Source organism: Pseudoroseicyclus sp. H15 (assembly GCF_054353345.1).
In genome coordinates this window covers 305,938-324,487 of sequence record NZ_JBTHJE010000003.1, presented here as the reverse complement: position 1 = coordinate 324,487, position 18,550 = coordinate 305,938, and the positions used below count along the sequence as shown (strand labels likewise).

Here is an 18,550-nt window from a genome sequence, read left to right as displayed (position 1 = left end):
TCGCAGATGACGCCCGGCAATCCGGCCGGGACGGGCCGCGCCAGTGGAAGCGGCCAGATCAGCCGCACCTCACGCGCGAAGGACCATATGACTGCATTCTCCGATCTGAAGCTGGACCCGAAGGTCCTCAAGGCCATCGACGAAGCCGGCTACACCACGCCGACGCCCATCCAGTCGGGGGCCATCCCCCATGCGCTGGAAGGCAAGGACGTGCTCGGCATCGCCCAGACGGGCACCGGCAAGACGGCCAGCTTCACGCTGCCGATGATCACCATGCTGCAGAAGGGCCGCGCCCGCGCGCGCATGCCCCGCAGCCTCGTGCTGGCGCCGACGCGTGAGCTCGCCGCGCAGGTGGCCGAGAACTTCGACACCTACGCCAAGTACACCAAGCTCACGAAGGCCCTGCTGATCGGCGGCGTCTCCTTCAAGGAGCAGGACCAGCTCATCGACAAGGGCGTCGACGTGCTGATCGCCACCCCGGGCCGCCTGCTCGACCATTTCGAGCGCGGCAAGCTGCTGCTCACCGGCGTGCAGATCATGGTCGTCGACGAGGCGGACCGGATGCTCGACATGGGCTTCATCCCCGACATCGAGCGCATCTTCTCGCTGACGCCCTTCACCCGGCAGACGATGTTCTACTCCGCCACCATGGCGCCGGAGATCGAGCGGATCACCAACATGTTCCTCTCCTCCCCCGCCCGCATCGAGGTGGCGCGCCAGGCGACGGCGTCGGAGACGATCGAGCAGGGCGTGGTGATGTTCCGCGCCGGCCGGCGCGACCGTGAGGGCACCGAGAAGCGCGCCCTGCTGCGCGCCATGATCGACGCCGAGGGCGAGGCCTGCACCAACGCCATCATCTTCTGCAACCGCAAGGTCGAGGTCGATGTGCTGGCGAAGTCCTTGAAGAAATACGGCTATGACGCCGAGCCGATCCACGGCGATCTCGACCAGTCGCAGCGCACGCGCACGCTGGATGGCTTCCGCTCCGGCACGGTGCGCATCCTCGTCGCCTCCGACGTCGCGGCCCGCGGGCTCGACATCCCGGCCGTCTCCCACGTCTTCAACTACGACGTGCCGAGCCATGCCGAGGATTACGTCCACCGCATCGGTCGCACCGGCCGCGCCGGGCGCTCGGGCAAGGCGATGATGATCTGCGTGCCGAAGGACGAGAAGAACCTCGGCGACATCGAGCGCCTGCTCGAGAAGGAAATCCCGCGCCTCACCCCGCCGAACGGCCACGAGAGCGCCCCCGCCGCCGAGGCAGAGGCCCCGAGCGAAGAGAAGAAACCCCGCCGCACGCGCAGCCGCAGCCGCGCGCCGGCGAAGGACGCGGGCCCGAGCGACGCGCCCGCCCCGCAAGAGGCGCCCGCCGCCGAAGCGCCGCAGCCCGCGCCCGAGCCCACCGCCGCCCCCGCGGAGCCGAAGCCCGAGGCCGCCAAAGAGCAGCCCCGCAAGCCGCGCGAAAGCCGCGGCCGTGGCGGCAACAAGGGCCGCGAGCGCCAGGACGACACGGTGGTCGGCATGGGCGACGACACGCCCACCTTCATCGCCAAGAGCTTCGCCGAGCGACTGGCCGGCTGACGCCGGCTCCTCACCAGAGCATGACAAAGGGGCGCCCATTGCGGCGCCCCTTTTGCTTGCCAGGGCCGCACCGTCTCCCGGCGCCCCCTCGCTTTCTTCGAAATACTCTCGGGGGGTCCGGGGGGCAGACAGCCCCCCCGGCCTCTCAACCCGCGCCTAGCTCAGCCGGCTCACCACCACGGTGACTTCCGGCTTCTTGCCGATCTCGTCCTGCGAGGTCCGTCGAACGATGCTGCGCAGCTCCTTCTCCAGCCGGTCCTCGTTGCGGATCGTCTTGGCATTGGCCCGCCCGATGAATTGCGCGAGGTCCGCCTCAAGCACCTCCGAAAGCGAGGCTTTCGAGCGGCCCTGCTCCGGCAGGCCCATCAGATCGACCCAGGGGTCGCCGAGCGGCTCGTCCTGCTCGTCCAGCACCAGCGTGACCATCACATGGCCGTTTAGGGCCATGCGGATACGGTCGCGCACGATGCCGTCCATCGCGCCGATCATGACGGCGCCGTCCAGATAGGTGCGGCCCGCGTCGATATACTCGGCCACCGCCGGGCGGCTGCCACCGAGGTCGAGCATCGTGCCGTTGGTCGCGACGATGGCGGGGAAGCCGCCGGCATCGGCGAGCTTGGCATGCTCGCGCAGGTGGCGGTGCTCACCATGCATCGGCACGATCATCTGCGGCTTCACCAACCGGTGCATCTCGGCAAGGTCGGGGCCGTTGGCGTGGCCGGAGACGTGGTATTCACCGCTGTCGCCCTCCACGATGTCGACGCCCTTCTCCGAGAGCTGGTTCATAATCTTGATGACGCCGCGCTCGTTGCCCGGGATCACCTTCGAGGAGAAGAGGAACATGTCCCCCTCCTGAAGCTTCAGCCCCAGGTAGCTGCCCTGCGCCAGCTGGGCCGAGGCAGCACGCCGCTCGCCCTGGCTGCCGGTGACGAGCAGCAGCAGGTTCTGCCGTGGCAGATCCTGCGCCTCTTCCGGCGAGATCACCGGGGGGAAGTCATCGAGGATGCCGGTCTCCTGCGCCGCGCCCACCATGGTGCGCATGGCGCGGCCCAGCAGCACGACCTGCCGGCCGGCGGCCTGCCCCGCCTGTGCCAGCGTCTTCAGGCGCGCGACGTTGCTGCCGAAGGTGGTGGCGGCCACCATGCCCGGCGCCTCGCGGATCAGCTCGGTGATCGGCTTCGAGAGCGTCGCCTCCGACCGGCCGGGCTTCGGCGAGAAGACGTTGGTGGAATCGCAGACTAGAGCGTTCACGCCAAGCGCGCCGATCTCGCTCCACAGCGCCTTGTCGAAGGGCTCGCCAACGATGGGCGTCTCGTCGATCTTGAAATCGCCGGTATGCACCACGCGGCCCGCGGGCGTCTCGATCACCAGCCCCGAGCTTTCTGGGATGGAATGCGAGATCGGCACGAAGCCCACGCGGAAGGGGCCGGCCTGCGTCATCTGCGGCCAGGCTTCGGCGACATGCAGGGCGCTGTCGGGCGCTCCGGCCTCGTCGAGCGCCTCGCGTGCGATCTTGGCGGTAAACTTGCGCGCATAGATCGGCGCGCGCAGCTTGTCCCAGACAAGGCCGACGGCGCCGACATGGTCCATATGGGCGTGGGTGATGAAGACAGCCTCGATCCGGTCGCGCCGGGCGAGAAGCCAGGCGATGTCGGGCAGGATGAGGTCGACACCGGGGGTGCTGTCCATGTCGGGGAAGGTGACGCCGAGATCGACGACGATGTAGCGCTCTTTGCCCTTCGGCCCGTAGCCGTAGACATAGGTGTTCATGCCGATCTCGCCGGCACCCCCGAGGGGAAGGTAGATAAGTCTCTCGCCGCTCATGTGTTTTCCTTATTATAGCGGTGGATGGTGGTCAGCCCGTGCATGGTGAGGTCGTCTTCGACCTTGTCGAAGATCACGTCACCCTGGGCGAATAGGGAAGCGAGGCCGCCAGTGGCGATGATGCGCATGTCCCGGTCCCGTTCGGCCCGGATGCGCTCACATATGCCTCGCACGAGGCCGATATAGCCCCAGAAGATGCCCGATTGCATGCAGGCCACGGTATTGGTGCCGATCACCTGCTGCGGTTTTGTCACATCGACATGCGGCAGGGCAGCCGCTGCCTGGTGGAGCGCCTCGAGAGAGAGGTTCACGCCGGGCGCGATGACCCCGCCCACATAGGCGCCGTCGTCATCGACCACATCGAAGGTGGTCGCCGTTCCGAAATCGACAACGATGAGGTTGCCGCCGTGTCTGTCATGCGCGCCGGCAGTGTTCACCAGCCGGTCCGGCCCGATGGCGGTGCCGGCATCGACGCGCGGCTCCACCGGCAGCAGGCAATCGGGCTTGCCCACCACATAGGGGCGCGTGTTGTAGTAACGGTCGCACAGCACCCGCAGGTTGAACACGACGCGCGGCACAGTCGACGAGATGATGGCCTCGTCGATATGCACGTCGAGATTGTTGTGCCGCATCAGGGTGGAGAGCCAGACGTAATACTGGTCCGCCGTGCGCTGCCACTCGGTGGAGGTGCGCCAGGTGCCAAGAAACTGCCTGCCATCCCAGAGCGAGAAGACGGTGTTGGTATTGCCGCAGTCGATACAGAGCAGCATGTCAGCCCTCTTCGAAATAGACATCGGCCGCCGGCAGGGCGCGTGGCCCCTCGGCGGTGGTGAGCATCAGGGCGCCGGTGCCGTCGATCCCGTCAAAGCGGCCGCGCAGGCTGGCCCGCGGCGTGCGTGCGGTGATGACCTGCCCGAGCCGGGCGGCGCTGGCGAGCCAGGTGTCGCGGATGCCGGCAAAGCCCTCAAGCTCCAGCCGCCCCTCCCAGGCCTCAAAGGCCGGAGCGAGTGCATCGAGAAAGGCTTCGGGCGTGACCGTGGCGCCGGTCTCCTCCCACAGCGAGACGGGCCGCACAGCGCCTTCCGGCAGGTCTGCCGCGGCGGGGGCAGCGGCGAGGTTCACTCCGATGCCGATCGCGAGTGTGGGCCCCAGGTTCTCCAGCAGGATGCCGGCGACCTTACCCTCGCTGAGCAGCACGTCGTTGGGCCATTTGAGGCTGAGATGGGCAGTCGGAGCGACCTCTGCAAGGGCATCGCGCAGCGCCAGGGCCGCCACGAAGCTGCGTTGCGCGCGTGCCATCGGGTCGGCCTCGGGCGTGAAGAGCAGCGTCGCGGCGAAATTCCCCTCGGGCATGGCCCAGGCCTTGCCCTGCCGGCCCCGGGCCGAGGTTTGCGCCAGCGCCAGCAGCCAGACAGGGCCGCGCTCGCCCTGCCCGGCCAGGCGCGCGGCCTCGTCCATCGTCGAGGTCAGACTCGGGTAGATGCGCCGGGCGGCACGGGGCTGAAGCTCAGTGGACAAGAGCCGCAGCCGCATTGGCCGCCAGGCTGTCGACCCCGAAGAGGTTGACGACGCCCGCCACCATCGCGATGGCCGAGAGCATCAGGAAGCTCCACAGCACCGGCGAGGACGGCGGGTCGAGCGTTTCGCCCTCGGTGCCGAAGTACATGTAGTAGACGATGCGCAGGTAGTAGAAGGCCGAGATGACCGAGGCGATGACACCGCCGATCGCCAGCCAGCTCAGGCCGCCTTCCACCGCGGCGGCCACCACGTAGAACTTCCCGAAGAAGCCCACCAGCGGCGGCACCCCGGCGAGGCTGAACAGCAGCACCAGCATTGCCAGCGCGCGCAGCGGCTCGCGCTTGGAATACATGTTGAGCGACTGGATGTCGGTCACCGGGCGGCCGTCCTTCTCCATCGACAGGATGAAGGCGAAGGTGCCGACGTTCATGGTGATGTAGATCGCCATGTAGACCAGCATCGCCTGCACGCCGAACTCGCTGCCCGAGGCCAGCCCCATCAGCGCGAAGCCCATGTGGCCGATCGAGGAATAGGCCATCAGGCGTTTGATGTTGCTCTGGCCGATGGCGGCAATGGCGCCCACGAGCATCGAGAAGATCGACAGGAAGGCGACGATCTGCTGCCAGTCGCCCACGATGCCGCCGAAGGCGTCATGAACGACGCGGGCGAACAGCGCCATGGCGGCAAGCTTGGGCGCGGTGGCGAAGAATGCGGTGACCGGCGTCGGCGAGCCTTCGTAGACATCCGGCGTCCACATGTGGAAGGGAGCGGCGGAGACCTTGAAGGCGAAGCCCGCCATCAGGAAGGCCATGCCGAACAGCAGCCCGACCGAAACATCGCCCTGCGCCGAAAGGATGACACCCGAGAACAGCGTCGTCCCGGCGAAGCCGTAAACCAGCGAAGCGCCATAGAGCATCAGGCCGGAAGAGAGGGCGCCCAGCACGAAATACTTCAGGCCCGCCTCGGTGGACCGCACGCTATCGCGGCGCAGCGAGGCGATCACGTAGAGCGCCAGCGACTGCAGTTCGAGGCCCATGTATGTGACCATCAGGTCCCCGGCGGAGACCATGACCATCATGCCGACCACCGAGAGCGACACCAGCACCGGGTATTCGAAGCGCAGCAACCCGCGGCGGCTCATGTAATCCATGCTCATCAGCAGCACGGCGGCGGCAGAGAGCAGGATGCCGACCTTGGCAAAGCGCGAGAAGCTGTCGTCGACGAAGCTGCCGGCGAAGGCGAGTTGCTTGCCCTCGCCCGTGTAGCCGATCCAGAAGGCCAGCCCGGCGAAGACGATGACGGTCAGCAGCGTCAGCGGGCGCGCTGCCTCATCCTTGCCGGTGTAGACGACGACGATCAGGGCCACCATCGCGTAGAAGGCGAGCATGATCTCCGGCAGCAGGATCGAAAGATCTGTGGACATATCGTGCTACCCTACTGGTTCATCGCGGTCGTGATGGCACCGGCGGCGGCCTCCTGGGCCACGCCGACGTCATGGAGGAGATTGGCGGTGGAGACGCCGATGATATCGGTCACCAGGCTCGGATAGACACCGAGCAGGATGGTCATAACGATGAGCGGCGCGAAGATCGCCTTCTCGCGGGTCGTCATGTCGGTGATCGAGCGCAGCGCCTCTTTGATGAGATCGCCGAGCACCACGCGCCGGTACAGATACAGCGCATAGGCCGCCGAGAGGATCACCCCGGTCGTCGCCACCATCGCCACCCAGGTGTTGGCCTGGAACATGCCCATCAGCGTCAGCACTTCGCCGACGAAGCCCGAGGTGCCGGGCAGGCCGACATTGGCCATGGTGAAGAGCAGGAAGACGAAGGCATAGGCCGGCATCCGGTTCACCAGGCCGCCATAGGCGCTGATCTCGCGGGTATGCATCCGGTCGTAGATGACGCCGACGCAGAGGAACAGCGCGCCGGAGACGAAACCGTGGCTGATCATCTGGAAGATGGCGCCGTCGAGACCCTGCTGGTTCATCGAGAAGATGCCCGCCGTCACGTAGCCCATATGGGCGACCGAGGAATAGGCGATCAGCTTCTTCATATCCTCCTGCACCAGCGCGACGAGCGAGGTGTAGACAATGGCGATGGCCGACAGCCACAGCACGAAATCGGCCAGCATGTCGGAGGCGACGGGGAACATCGGCAGGCTGAACCGCAGGAAGCCGTAGCCCCCCATCTTCAGCAGGATTGCCGCCAGCACCACCGAGCCCGCCGTCGGGGCCTGAACGTGAGCATCGGGCAGCCAGGTGTGGACCGGCCACATCGGCATCTTCACCGCGAAGCTGGCGAAGAAGGCGAGCCAGAGCACCGTCTGCAGGCCGCCAGCGATCTGCCAGCCGAAGATCGGCAGCGCCTCGGACGAGAAGTTGTAGGTCAGCAGCGAGGGTTCGCCCGCGCCGCAGGCCCCGATGCAGGTGGTGTTCGCGACGACGGCCATGGTGACGATCGCCACCAGCATCAGCACCGAGCCGAGGAAGGTGTAGAGGAAGAACTTGAACGCCGCGTAGATGCGGTTTTTGCCGCCCCAGATGCCGATGATCAGGAACATCGGGATGAGGCCGCCCTCGAAGAACAGGTAGAAGAGCACGATGTCGAGCGCGAGGAACACGCCGAGCATCAGCGTCTCCAGCACCAGGAAGGCGATCATGTATTCCTTGACGCGCGTCGTGACGTTCCAGCAGGCCGCGATGGTGAGCGGCATGAGGAAGGTCGTCAGCAGCACGAAGAGGATCGAGATGCCATCGACACCCATCCGGTAATGAAGGCCGAGCAGCCATTCGTGATCTTCGACCATCTGGAAGCTGGCGACATCGCGGTCGAACCCGGCCAGGATGAAGAGCGAGGCAATGAAGGTGAAGACGGTGGCGCCGAGCGCGACCCACTTTGCATTGGCCTGCGCGGCCTCGTCATCGCCCCGCAGGAACAGCGCCAGAATTGCGGCGCCGATCAGCGGCATGAAGGTGGTGAGCGAGAGGATATTGCCCATCAGTTCGCCCCCCCGGCGATCGAAAGCCAGGTGATGACGAGCGCGATGCCGATCACCATGGCGAAGGCGTAAGTGAAGATGTAGCCCGATTGCCAGCGCCCGGCGAGGCGGGTCAGCATGGGTACGAAGCCCATGGAGATGCCGTTGATGGTGCCGTCGATGGCATTGCCATCACCCCGCTTCCAGAGCAGCCGGCCAAGGCCGAAGGCGGGGCGCACGAAGAGGAAGCCGTAGATCTCGTCGAAATACCACTTGTTGTAGAGGAAGTTGTAGAGCGGCCTCTGGTTCGCGGCGAGCTTGGCCGGGTAATCCGGCCGGCGGATGTACATGATCCAGGCCAGCGCGAAGCCGATCAGCATGGCGATGAAGGGCGAGAGCTTCACGAGATAGGGGACGTGGTGCGCCTCTTCCATCACGTGGTTGTCGGCGGCCATGTAGATGGCGCCCTGGGGGGCCATCAGCGGCGCGCCCGGCTCTGCGGCCAGCTCGTCGGACGCTTGCGCATCCGCCTCGCCATGGCCGGCATCGGCTTCGGACTCGACCATGTCGGCAGGCTCTTCGACGGCGCCATGTGCCTCGGCCTCGCCTTCGGCGGCAGCCTCGGCATGATGCGGCAGGTTGAAGAAGGTCGCGACGCGGTCGTGATCGCCGAAGAACGAGTTGAACCAGATCATCCCCGAGAAGATGGCGCCGAGCGCCAGCACGCCGAGCGGCACCAGCATGACCGTCGGGCTCTCATGCGCATGCTCATGCGTATGATGATCGCCGCGGGGCTTGCCGTAGAAGGTGAGGAAGATCAGTCGCCAGGAATAGAAGCTGGTGAACAGCGCCGCGATGACCAGCATCCAGAAGGCATAGCTGTTGGCGACAAAGGCGCTCTCGATGATCGCGTCTTTCGACAGGAAGCCCGCGAAGCCGATCGGGATGCCGATGATATCGCCCGAGAACGGGATGCCGACACCGGTGATGGCCAGCGTGCCGATCATCATGGCCCAGAAGGTGTAGGGGATCTTCTTCCGCAGGCCGCCGTAGTTCCGCATGTCCTGCTCATGGTGCATCGCGTGGATGACCGAGCCGGCGCCGAGGAAGAGCATCGCCTTGAAGAAGGCGTGCGTGAAGAGGTGGAACATCGCGGCACCGTACACGCCCGAGCCCGCGGCAACGAACATGTAGCCGAGCTGCGAACAGGTCGAATAGGCGATGACGCGCTTGATGTCGTTCTGCACCAGGCCGATCGTGGCGGCGAAGAAGGCCGTCGATGCGCCGATGTAGATGATGAAGGTCTTCGTCTCGGGCGCGAATTCGAAGAGCGGCGACATCCGGCAGACGAGGAACACCCCCGCCGTCACCATGGTGGCGGCGTGGATGAGCGCCGACACCGGGGTCGGGCCTTCCATCGCATCGGGCAGCCAGGTGTGCAGGAAGAGCTGGGCCGATTTGCCCATGGCGCCGATGAACAGCAGGAAGGCGGCCAGGTTGGCGGCATTCCAGTCGCGCCAGAGGAAGCGGATATCCGTCTCTGCCAGGCGCGGCGCCTCGGCGAAGATCACGTCGAGCTGGATGCTGTCGGTCAGCAGGAACAAAGTGAAGATGCCGAGCGCGAAGCCGAAATCGCCCACCCGGTTCACCACGAAGGCCTTGATCGAGGCGGCGTTGGCCGAAGGCTTGCGGAAGTAGAAGCCGATCAGAAGGTACGAGGCGACGCCCACACCCTCCCAGCCGAAGAACAGCTGGAGGAGGTTGTCGGAGGTCACCAGCATCAGCATGGCGAAGGTGAAGAATGAGAGGTACGCGAAGAAGCGGGGGCGGTAACTTTCGCCTTCGCGGAAGTTCTCGTCATGGGCCATGTAGCCCATCGAATAGAGGTGCACGAGCGCCGAGACGGTGGTGATGACCACCAGCATGATGGCCGTCAGCCGGTCGAGCCGGATGCCCCAGTCAGTGCTCAGCGAGCCGCTTTCGACCCAGCGCATCAGCGTGACGTGCTGCGTGGCCTCCGGCAGGGTGAAAAACACGATCCAGCTCAGGAAAGCCGAGATGAACAGCAGGATGGTCGTCGTCCATTGCGCCGCGCTGTCGCCGATCTGGCGCCAGAGGAAGCCGGCGATCAGCGCGCCGATCAGGGGAGCGAAGAGGATGATTGTGGTCATGATCGCTCCTCAGAAAGCCGAGATCAGGGCAAAGCGGTTGATGTAGACGGCCCCAAGCAACGTCACGAGAGCAGTGGCAAACAGCAGCCCCGGGGCACCAACATTGGCGAGAAACATCGGATCGTCTTCGACCATGTCTCAGCCCTTCATCACGTTGACATCTTCCACGTCGATCGTGCCGCGGTTGCGGAAGAAGCAGACGAGGATGGCAAGGCCGATGGCCGCTTCGGCGGCGGCGACGGTGAGAACGAAGAGCGTAAAGACCTGGCCGACCAGATCGCCTAGATACGACGAGAAGGCGACGAAGTTGATGTTGACCGAAAGCAGGATCAGCTCGATCGACATCAGGATGATGATGATGTTCTTGCGGTTGAGAAACAGCCCGAAGATGCCGATGACGAACAGCGCCGCCGCGACCGCGAGGTAATGTTCCAGTCCGATCATGTCGTCCCCTCGTTCATTGTCTCGCCAAAGCCGGTCTTGTCGCCGGCTGCCTGCGGATAGAAGACCCGGCAGGCACAGAATTCATCATCCGACTGGCCGGCGCGATATTCGACGTTGTTCGAAACCGCTCGCTCGGCGAGGTACACCGCCGCCGCGCTGCCCGCCAGCGCCGATGCGCCCTCGATCAGCTCTTCGATCGTTTCGCGGCGGTCCGTCAGGACGACGCCGCCCGAGGAGAAGGCCATCGAGGTGAGCCGCACCCAGGTGCCGCTGGCGCAATCGGCGATCTCGTAGCGTTCGGCGCCCCAGTAGTCGCCCTCGGCCCCGCCGGAATGGCTGAGCCGGGTGAGAACGGTGCCGTTGCCCAGATCGCGGGGAATGTCGCGGGAGGCGAAGCCTGCCGTGCTGGCGCAATCGCCGGCCTCCAGCTCATCCACGGCGCAGCCAGCAAGGCCGGCGACGAGCGCAGCGCCCGCCAGGCGCGCCGCGCCCCAGCCCCTGATCTGACGTTGCTCGTTCATGGCCTCGCTCATGGCCGCCCTTCTGACATGTCCGGCGCCGTCGTCAACCGCGACAGCGCCGCCTTACCCAATTCCCAGCAGGTCGCAGTCGCAGCGACCGATCTCGTCTTCCCCCAGCACCACGCGGGCGCGGTGGCTTTCGGTGAGGATCTCGCCGACCTCGCGCATCGAGCCGCCCTGCCGGTTGCGCAGCAGCCAGTCGAAGGCGTCGAGCATCACCTCGGCGGTATCGACCGGCGCGACCGCGATCATGTAGCCGGCACCGCGGCACAGATGCAAAAGCGCATAGCCGCGCCCTGCCCCGTCGATCCAGCTCGCGGCGGTGAAGGCAGAGCCCACCGGCACCGGCTGCATCGGCAGGCCGCGTGGCGGCGCATCGTCATGGCGCTTCACCAGCCCGGTGGCCGGGTTGAAATAGCAGGGCGTCGCCCCGGTCTGCGCAGCCACCGGCCCGGCGGCAAGGGCAAGGCCCGCGGCCAGAGACAGGGCCCGCAGCCCGAAAGAGGCGCGCTGCCCGCTCATCCGGCCATCCCCAGCGCGAGGCAGTCACAATTGCCGATGTCGCTCTCGCTGATCGTCGTCTCGACATCGGCGCCGATGCCCTCTGCGATGTCCTGCAGGCTCATCGAGCCGACATCTTCCATCAGAGCCTCGAACTCCCAGATCAGACCAGAGCGCCCCGACGTGCCGGGGGCGATCGTCAGCGAGGCGCCAGAGCTGCAATCGTGCACCACGATAGTCATGCCGCTTTCGTCGCGGGTGAAGAACGAGGCCAGGGTGTCGCTTTCGGCGACGGGGCTGATCCTGGCCCCCTCGGCGTCGGCGCCTGCATGGATCATGCCGGTCGAGGCATCGTAGCTGCAGGCCTCCTGCGCCGTGGCGGCGCTGGCCACGATGGCGGCGGCCAGGCTGATGGCGGTGATCCTGGCGAAAGGCATGGTGCGTTGCGCGCTCCTCGACGCATGGGAATGGCGGCGCCGGGCCACAGGCGCCGCCTTTGTCCCGGCCGGCGCGCCCCCCGCTCCGGCCCTGTGCATCACAGGCCCTGACCGGGCTTGACGTCCTTCAGCTTCATCGCCTTCTCCGGATCGCGCGACATCTGCGCCATCACGTTCTGGCGCTTCACGTCGGGCCGGTGGCGCAGCGTCAGGACGATGGCCCCGATCATCGCGGTCAGCAGGATCAGGCCGGCGAGCTGGAAGAGCAGGAAGTAATCGTCGTAGATCACGAGGCCGAGCAGCTGCGTGTTCACACCCGTGCCCATCGGGGCGACCAGACGCTCTTCGACACCTTCGCCGAACTCCCAAACCCCGAAGGCCAGGCCGAGCTGCATGAGGATGACGATGCCGATCAGCAGGGCAAGTGGCATGTAGCGCGCCATTTCGGCCTTCAGCTCGGCGAAGTCGATATCGAGCATCATGACGACGAAGAGGAACAGCACCGCCACGGCGCCGACGTAGACGATGATCAGCAGCATCGCCACGAACTCTGCCCCGGCGAGCACGAAGAGCCCGGCGGCGGAGAGGAAGGCGAGGATCAGCCAGAGCACCGAATGCACCGGGTTGCGGGCCAGAACGGTCATCAGACCGCCGCCCAGCGTGGAGATCGCGAAAAGATAGAAGGCAAGAGCGGCTACACTCATGGGTCACTCTCCTTGTCCATGGCCTCTTTGGCCAGTTCCAGCGCCTTGCTCATCGCGGGCAGGCCGCCGAACAGGCCGGCCATCTGGATGGTTTCGGCCACTTCCTGTTTGCTCGCGCCAGCCGTGATGGCGTGGCGCACCGTCAGGCGGATCTGCGACTCGCCCTGCGCGCCCAGAACCGTCAGGCCCATCAGCGTCATCAGAAGGCGTGTCTTCGAATCCAGCCCCTCTGGGTTGAACGTCTTGCCCCAGAAGGTTTCCAGAACCTCTTTGGGCATGGTCGGCCAGAGCGCCTCGAAGCCTTTGGGGCTGAAGCTTTCGAGTGCCGGGTTCATGGTCTTCGCCCAATCCTGCCCGGCCTTCATCATGGCCTCGAAGGGGTTCTGGCTGCTCATCGGGCGCTCTCCCCATATTGGGCGGAGGGAATGGCAGCAAAGACCTTCGCGAGCTCTTCGGCCAGCGCCAGATGGGCGGCCTGATGCGCAGGCGTCTTCCAGGTTTCGGCCACCTGCCCCGCCCTCAGCGCGCGCGCCATAGCCCGGGCCGCAGCGGCACCCTCGGCCAGCGGGGTGTCGCGGCGGATGGCCTGCAGCTCATCGGGCGTCAGCGCGGCGAGAACCTGGGCGCGCCAGGCTGTCGTGACCCCATGCGCCTCGGCGAGGATCAGCAGGGCGGCGGTGGCGCCATCAAGCTCCGACGCGCCGAAGTTGCCGGCGGCCTCTTCGCGGATGGCGGATTGAAAGGCTGCACTGAGGGCCGCGTAGCCCCCGGCGGCGGCCTGATCGAGCCAGTCCTGCGCATCGGCCAGCGCGGCCCAGCCTTCCGGCAGGGGCAGCGGGCGGCTCAGGGTGGCGGCGTCACTCATTCCGCGACCCTCCGCAGCCGGATCTCGATATCGTTGATCGTCTGGGCGAAGGCATCGAGCTGCCCGCCCTCCTGCCAAACGGCCCCAAGCTCGGAGACCTTGGGATTGGCCAGAACGCCGGTCACCGCGCCACGCGCGCCGGCGAGCAGCTTCGGCTCGGCCCGCACAGCCTCTGCATGGGCAGTCATCTGCTTGAGCAGCCGGTGCGGATCGGCGCCCATGGCGAAATCCGAGGGGCCCGAGGTACGCGGGTGGCCATGGCTTGCGGCCACGATCTCGCCGAGCGCGATCAACTGGCCGCCAAGCGGTGCATCGATGAAGCCGTCGCCGAGCGCATCGTCGGGCAGCGCCAGAACTTCGAGCAACGGCTCTACGCCCCGCTCCTCGTAGTCGAGCAGCAGGTCCATCGCGTCGTCATTGTCGAACGGTCCGGGGCCCCAGGCTCCCATGCGTCAGCTCCTCAGCGGTAGGGCGCGTCGATTTCGAGGTTGCGGGCGATCTCGGCTTCCCAGCGGTCGCCGTTCGCCAGCAGCTTTTCCTTGTCGTAGAACAGCTCTTCACGCGTCTCGGTGGAGAATTCGAAGTTCGGCCCCTCGACGATGGCGTCGACCGGGCAAGCCTCCTGACAGAAGCCGCAATAGATGCACTTCGTCATGTCGATGTCGTAGCGCGTGGTACGGCGGCTGCCATCCTCACGCGGTTCGGCATCGATGGTGATGGCCTGCGCGGGGCAGATCGCCTCGCACAGCTTGCAGGCGATGCAGCGCTCTTCCCCGTTGGGATAACGGCGCAGGGCGTGCTCACCGCGGAAGCGGGGCGACAGCGGGCCCTTCTCGTGCGGGTAGTTCACCGTGGGCTTGGGCTTGAAGAAGTACTTCATCCCCACCCGGAAGCCCTTCAGAAAATCGCTCAGCAAGAAGTACTTTGCGGCGCGGGTATAGTCGATCTGGGTCATGGCTCGTTCCTCTAGATCGGCATCATTCGGACAGGCTCCACGCCGTGACGAGCGCTGCGCGCTCCTCCGCCGGCATGGCTGTCTCGGTCTCAGTGACGAAGTCCCCGGCCTCGGTGGCCGCGGCATCCGCGTAGCAGGTCATCAGCTTGTCGCCGAAGTTCAGCTTCAGCGCGGCCAGCATCTTGGTGCCGCCCGCGGCCTCGTAGGCCGCCACGTCCTGGCCTTCGAGCTCTTCCTCGATATCGGCGAAGATCGCGGCGCCTGCGCGGTAGCGCGTCAGCTCCAGGCTCTCACCTTCCACCGGCTCCGGCAGGGTCAGGCCCGGCACGCCGCCGAGCGCCGTCCAGACGGTATCGCAATCCTGCGCGGCCGCGGCGAGCGGCAGGAAAGACAGCGCAAGGGCGAGGCGCAGCGTCTGCATCACACCCCCACGGCCCAGCGGGCCCAGAAGCCGCCCGCCACCTCGAACTTGGCGAGGAAAGCGATCAGCACGACCCAAAATAGAGAGAACGGCAGGAAGACTTTCCAGCCAAGGCGCATGAGCTGATCGTAGCGGTAGCGGGGCGTGATGGCCTTCACGAGGGCGAAGATGAAGAAGCAGAACAGGATCTTGCCGAACATCCACAGGAAGCCGTCAGGCAGGCCCGGGATGGGCGACAGCCAGCCGCCGAGGAACAGCAGCGACACCAGCGAGCAGATCAGCACCATGGCGACGTATTCGCCGATCATGAACAGCAGGAACGGCGTCGAGGAATATTCCACCTGGTAGCCGGCCACGAGTTCCGATTCCGCCTCGGGCAGGTCGAACGGCGGGCGGTTCGTCTCGGCGAGACCGGAGATGAAGAAGAGGATCAGCATCGGGAAATGCGGCAGCCAGTACCAGCCGAGAAGGCCCCAGCCCGTTTCCTGCGCATGCACGATGGCGGTGAGGTTCATCGAGCCGGTCGAGATGATCACACCGATGATGATGAGGCCGATCGAGACCTCGTAAGAGATCATCTGCGCGGCGGAGCGCAGGGACCCGAGGAAGGGATATTTCGAGTTCGACGCCCAGCCCCCCATGATCACGCCGTAGACCTCGAGGGAGGAAATGGCGAAGACATAGAGAATGGCGACGTTGATATCGGCCATCACCCAGCCGTCGTTGAACGGGATGACGGCATAGGCCACCACCGGCAGGGCGAAGGCGAGAAGCGGCGCAAGGAAGAAGACGGTGCGGTCCGCGCCCGCGGGCACCACCACTTCCTTGACGATGTACTTGATGAAGTCGGCAAAGCTCTGCAGCAGGCCGAAGGGGCCAACGACGTTGGGGCCGCGGCGGATCTGCACGGCCGCCCAGATCTTCCGGTCGGCATAAAGCAGGAAGGCCAGCGCCACGAGCAGCGGCACCAGGATGAGAAGGCACTGCCCGATGATCAGGAGCAGAATGCCGAAATTGGTGTCAGTGAAAAACGACATGGCTCCCTCTCGTCATACCGTCGGGATTCCGGCCTGGGCGCATTCGGCGACCGTGATCTCGGCGTCAATCGTGCGCAGGCCATCCGGCAGCGCCGCCGAAATGGTGTAAACAGCATCCGCCCGCCAGATGCCACCCTCTTCCTCGGTCAGCGTGCGCACGTGGCGCGCAAAGCCGTAGCCCCGGATCAGGGCATATTGTGCTGCCGCGCATTCGGCATAGCGCGTGGCATCGCCGGCGCCGTTGCCACCCCGCATGGCGACCTCGAAATCCACGAGATCACCGTCGAGCAGGCGCGTCGCGACACCCAGATATTCCGCATTCTGCGGGGCGCCCGATGGCTCGGGCGCGGCGCAGGCGGCAAGCGATGCCGCGGCGGAGATCACCGACACGATCCCTCTCACTCCGCGGCGATCTTCTCGGCCCCGCGCGCGGCGGCGCGGGCAGACATCTCGCCCATCAGGGCAGAGGCGCGGGCAATCGGGTTGGTGAGGTAGAAATCGCTGACGGTCGAGGTGAAGGCCCCCTCGCCCATGTCGCCACCTTCCGGCAGATCGCCGGTGTTCTCGGCAACCTCGTCGATCTCGCCGAGATGCGGCACGGCCTCGACCAGCTTGGTGCGCAGGGCGGCCAGCGTGTCGAAGGGCAGTGTGGCGCCGAGCTCGCCGGAAAGGGCACGCAGGATGGCCCAGTTCTCTTTCGCCTCGCCCGGCGGGAAGCCGGCGCGCGCGGAGAGCTGCGGGCGCCCTTCGGTGTTCACGAAAAGGCCGGCCTCTTCGGTATAGGCGGCGGCGGGCAGGATGACATCGGCGCGATGCGCGCCCCGGTCGCCATGGCTGCCCTGATAGATCACGAACGCCCCCTCGGGCATGTCGAGCTCGTCGGCGCCGAGGTTGTAGATGACGTCGGCCGAGAGCGCCTCGGCCAGACCACCGGGCGCCGTGGCGCCGATATCGAGCGCGCCGACGCGGCCCGCGGCCGTGTGCAGGATCATCACGCGGGAGCCGGCGGCCTTGGCCGTCTTCAGCGCGGTAGCGAGAACGGCAGCGCCGTCATCGCCCGTCAGCGCGCCCTGCCCGATGATCATGACGCCGGCGCTGCCCTGCTTGTCGGAATGGTCGTATTCCGCCAGCTTCGCCAGTGCCTCACGGCCTTCGCCGATGTCGGCGACGTCATAGGTGAGATCGGCGACTTCGCCGATGCGGGCCACCTTGGTGCCGCGCAGCCAGGCGCGGCGGATGCGGGCGTTCAGCACCGGCGCTTCTTCACGCGGGTTGGTGCCGATCAGGATAATATTGTCCGCCGTATCGATATCCTCGATCCGGGCGTTGCCGACATAGCCGAGCCGGTTGCCGGCGGGCAGCTTGGCGCCGTCGGTGCGGGATTCCACGACACCGCCCTGCCCTTCGATCAGCAGCTTCAGCGCATAGGCCGCCTCGGTGGAGGCCAGATCACCGACGAGGCCGGCGAGGCTCTTCGCTCCCTTGACCGCCTCGGCGGTCTTCTGGAGCGCCTCGCCCCAGGTCGCGGCGCGCAGCTTGCCGTTCTCGCGGATGTAGGGCTTGTCGAGCCGCTGGCGGCGCAGACCGTCCCAGACGAAGCGCGTCTTGTCGGAGATCCACTCCTCGTTCACGCCGTCATGGTTGCGGGGCAGGATGCGCATGACCTCGCGCCCCTTCGCATCGACGCGGATGTTCGAGCCGAGGGCGTCCATCACGTCGATCGTTTCGGTCTTGCTCAGCTCCCACGGGCGGGCCGTGAAGGCATAGGGCTTGGACACCAGGGCGCCAACGGGGCAGAGGTCGATGATGTTGCCCTGCATGTTGGAATGCAGCGTTTCGCCGAGATAGCTGGTGATCTCGGCATCTTCGCCGCGACCGGTCTGGCCCATCGAGTAGATGCCGGCGACCTCGGTCGTGAAGCGCACGCAGCGGGTGCAGGAGATGCAGCGCGTCATATGCGTCTCGACCAGCGGGCCGAGATCGAGATCCTCCGTCGCCCGCTTAGGCTCCCGGTAGCGCGAGAAGTCGACACCATAGGCCATCGCCTGATCTTGCAGGTCGCACTCGCCGCCCTGGTCACAGATCGGGCAATCGAGCGGGTGGTTGATGAGCAGGAACTCCATCACCCCCTCGCGGGCCTTCTTGACCATGGGAGAGTTCGTCTTCACGACCGGCGGTTCGCCGTTCTTGCCGGGGCGAAGGTCTTTCACCTGCATGGCGCAGGAGGCGGCGGGCTTGGGCGGGCCGCCGACGATCTCGACCAGGCACATCCGGCAATTGCCGGCGATGCTCAGGCGCTCGTGATAACAGAAGCGGGGGATCTCGATACCGGCCTGCTCACAGGCTTGGATCAGGGTCATCGCCCCGGGAACTTCGATCTCCTGGCCGTCGATGATGACTGTCTTGAGGTCGCTCATGGCACTGGCCCCTTTCGCCCGCGGGCGGCGCCGATCCGGCGGCGCCGGTTTTCGGGCCTTCTAGCGCGGCTCGGCGGGGGAGAAAAGACGCCTAAGGGCACAAAGCGGCCTGGGCGCGACGGCAGCCCGCCAGATTGCGGCGGGCGGCCTGTTTGTGAGGCGCTGTGGGGCCCGC

21 protein-coding genes are annotated in these 18,550 nt (G+C 66.2%); 1 reads left to right on the top strand and 20 read right to left on the bottom strand.

Features of this window, described 5'->3' with window-relative positions; genetic code table 11:
- Positions 1-87: 87 nt before the first annotated feature.
- Positions 88-1,581, top strand: coding sequence for a DEAD/DEAH box helicase (locus ACXN5S_RS09030; RefSeq protein ID WP_458605090.1), 1,494 nt, complete (start codon positions 88-90; stop codon positions 1,579-1,581).
- A 156-nt stretch (positions 1,582-1,737) separates the two neighbouring features.
- Here ACXN5S_RS09030 and ACXN5S_RS09025 read toward each other — a convergent pair whose 3' ends face one another.
- The 20 genes from ACXN5S_RS09025 to nuoG all read right to left on the bottom strand — a co-directional run bounded on the left by ACXN5S_RS09025 (position 1,738) and on the right by nuoG (position 18,375).
- On the bottom strand, positions 1,738-3,405 hold the full coding sequence (locus tag ACXN5S_RS09025) for a ribonuclease J (protein ID WP_458605089.1): 1,668 nt from the start codon (positions 3,403-3,405) through the stop codon (positions 1,738-1,740).
- Entirely contained in the window at positions 3,402-4,175 is a 774-nt protein-coding gene (locus ACXN5S_RS09020) for a type III pantothenate kinase (protein ID WP_458605088.1), read from the bottom strand. The genes ACXN5S_RS09025 and ACXN5S_RS09020 overlap by 4 nt, the downstream gene beginning before the upstream one ends.
- Before the next feature lies 1 nt (position 4,176).
- Positions 4,177-4,938 (bottom strand): biotin--[acetyl-CoA-carboxylase] ligase, encoded by a 762-nt coding sequence (locus tag ACXN5S_RS09015; RefSeq protein WP_458605087.1) that lies wholly within the window; start codon positions 4,936-4,938, stop codon positions 4,177-4,179.
- Entirely contained in the window at positions 4,913-6,346 is a 1,434-nt protein-coding gene (gene nuoN, locus ACXN5S_RS09010) for an NADH-quinone oxidoreductase subunit NuoN (RefSeq protein WP_458605086.1), read from the bottom strand. The genes ACXN5S_RS09015 and nuoN overlap by 26 nt, the downstream gene beginning before the upstream one ends.
- Positions 6,347-6,357: 11 nt before the next feature.
- On the bottom strand, positions 6,358-7,923 hold the full coding sequence (locus ACXN5S_RS09005) for an NADH-quinone oxidoreductase subunit M (RefSeq protein ID WP_458605085.1): 1,566 nt from the start codon (positions 7,921-7,923) through the stop codon (positions 6,358-6,360).
- Entirely contained in the window at positions 7,923-10,073 is a 2,151-nt protein-coding gene (gene nuoL / locus ACXN5S_RS09000; RefSeq protein WP_458605084.1) for an NADH-quinone oxidoreductase subunit L, read from the bottom strand. Before nuoL ends, ACXN5S_RS09005 begins: the two co-directional genes overlap by 1 nt.
- Positions 10,074-10,082: 9 nt before the next feature.
- Positions 10,083-10,208, bottom strand: coding sequence for a hypothetical protein (locus ACXN5S_RS08995; RefSeq protein ID WP_458605083.1), 126 nt, complete (start codon positions 10,206-10,208; stop codon positions 10,083-10,085).
- 3 nt (positions 10,209-10,211) lie between these two features.
- A complete protein-coding gene (nuoK, locus tag ACXN5S_RS08990; RefSeq protein WP_458605082.1) occupies positions 10,212-10,517 on the bottom strand; it encodes an NADH-quinone oxidoreductase subunit NuoK in 306 nt (101 codons plus the stop codon).
- Positions 10,514-11,038 (bottom strand): hypothetical protein, encoded by a 525-nt coding sequence (locus ACXN5S_RS08985; RefSeq protein WP_458605081.1) that lies wholly within the window; start codon positions 11,036-11,038, stop codon positions 10,514-10,516. Before ACXN5S_RS08985 ends, nuoK begins: the two co-directional genes overlap by 4 nt.
- A 63-nt stretch (positions 11,039-11,101) precedes the next feature.
- Positions 11,102-11,560: a hypothetical protein gene (locus ACXN5S_RS08980; RefSeq protein WP_458605080.1), complete on the bottom strand. Its 459-nt coding sequence runs from the start codon at positions 11,558-11,560 to the stop codon at positions 11,102-11,104.
- The gene (locus tag ACXN5S_RS08975) at positions 11,557-11,976 is read right to left on the bottom strand and encodes a hypothetical protein (RefSeq protein ID WP_458605079.1); all 420 of its coding nucleotides are present in this window, start codon (positions 11,974-11,976) and stop codon (positions 11,557-11,559) included. The genes ACXN5S_RS08980 and ACXN5S_RS08975 overlap by 4 nt, the downstream gene beginning before the upstream one ends.
- Positions 11,977-12,074: 98 nt before the next feature.
- Positions 12,075-12,680 (bottom strand): NADH-quinone oxidoreductase subunit J, encoded by a 606-nt coding sequence (locus ACXN5S_RS08970; RefSeq protein WP_458605078.1) that lies wholly within the window; start codon positions 12,678-12,680, stop codon positions 12,075-12,077.
- Positions 12,677-13,075, bottom strand: a complete 399-nt coding sequence (locus tag ACXN5S_RS08965; RefSeq protein ID WP_458605077.1) for a carboxymuconolactone decarboxylase family protein — start codon at positions 13,073-13,075, stop codon at positions 12,677-12,679. The genes ACXN5S_RS08970 and ACXN5S_RS08965 overlap by 4 nt, the downstream gene beginning before the upstream one ends.
- Complete coding sequence (locus ACXN5S_RS08960) at positions 13,072-13,545, bottom strand: hypothetical protein (protein ID WP_458605076.1); 474 nt, start codon at positions 13,543-13,545, stop codon at positions 13,072-13,074. The genes ACXN5S_RS08965 and ACXN5S_RS08960 overlap by 4 nt, the downstream gene beginning before the upstream one ends.
- Complete coding sequence (locus ACXN5S_RS08955; protein ID WP_458605075.1) at positions 13,542-13,994, bottom strand: DUF4259 domain-containing protein; 453 nt, start codon at positions 13,992-13,994, stop codon at positions 13,542-13,544. Before ACXN5S_RS08955 ends, ACXN5S_RS08960 begins: the two co-directional genes overlap by 4 nt.
- A gap of 11 nt (positions 13,995-14,005) precedes the next feature.
- Positions 14,006-14,500 (bottom strand): NADH-quinone oxidoreductase subunit NuoI, encoded by a 495-nt coding sequence (gene nuoI / locus ACXN5S_RS08950; RefSeq protein ID WP_458605074.1) that lies wholly within the window; start codon positions 14,498-14,500, stop codon positions 14,006-14,008.
- A 22-nt stretch (positions 14,501-14,522) separates the two neighbouring features.
- Complete coding sequence (locus tag ACXN5S_RS08945) at positions 14,523-14,921, bottom strand: hypothetical protein (RefSeq protein WP_458605073.1); 399 nt, start codon at positions 14,919-14,921, stop codon at positions 14,523-14,525.
- Complete coding sequence (nuoH, locus tag ACXN5S_RS08940; RefSeq protein WP_458605072.1) at positions 14,921-15,958, bottom strand: NADH-quinone oxidoreductase subunit NuoH; 1,038 nt, start codon at positions 15,956-15,958, stop codon at positions 14,921-14,923. The genes ACXN5S_RS08945 and nuoH overlap by 1 nt, the downstream gene beginning before the upstream one ends.
- 12 nt (positions 15,959-15,970) lie before the next feature.
- On the bottom strand, positions 15,971-16,351 hold the full coding sequence (locus ACXN5S_RS08935; protein WP_458605168.1) for a hypothetical protein: 381 nt from the start codon (positions 16,349-16,351) through the stop codon (positions 15,971-15,973).
- Between the two features lie 5 nt (positions 16,352-16,356).
- The gene (gene nuoG, locus ACXN5S_RS08930) at positions 16,357-18,375 is read right to left on the bottom strand and encodes an NADH-quinone oxidoreductase subunit NuoG (protein WP_458605071.1); all 2,019 of its coding nucleotides are present in this window, start codon (positions 18,373-18,375) and stop codon (positions 16,357-16,359) included.
- Positions 18,376-18,550 lie beyond the last annotated feature (175 nt).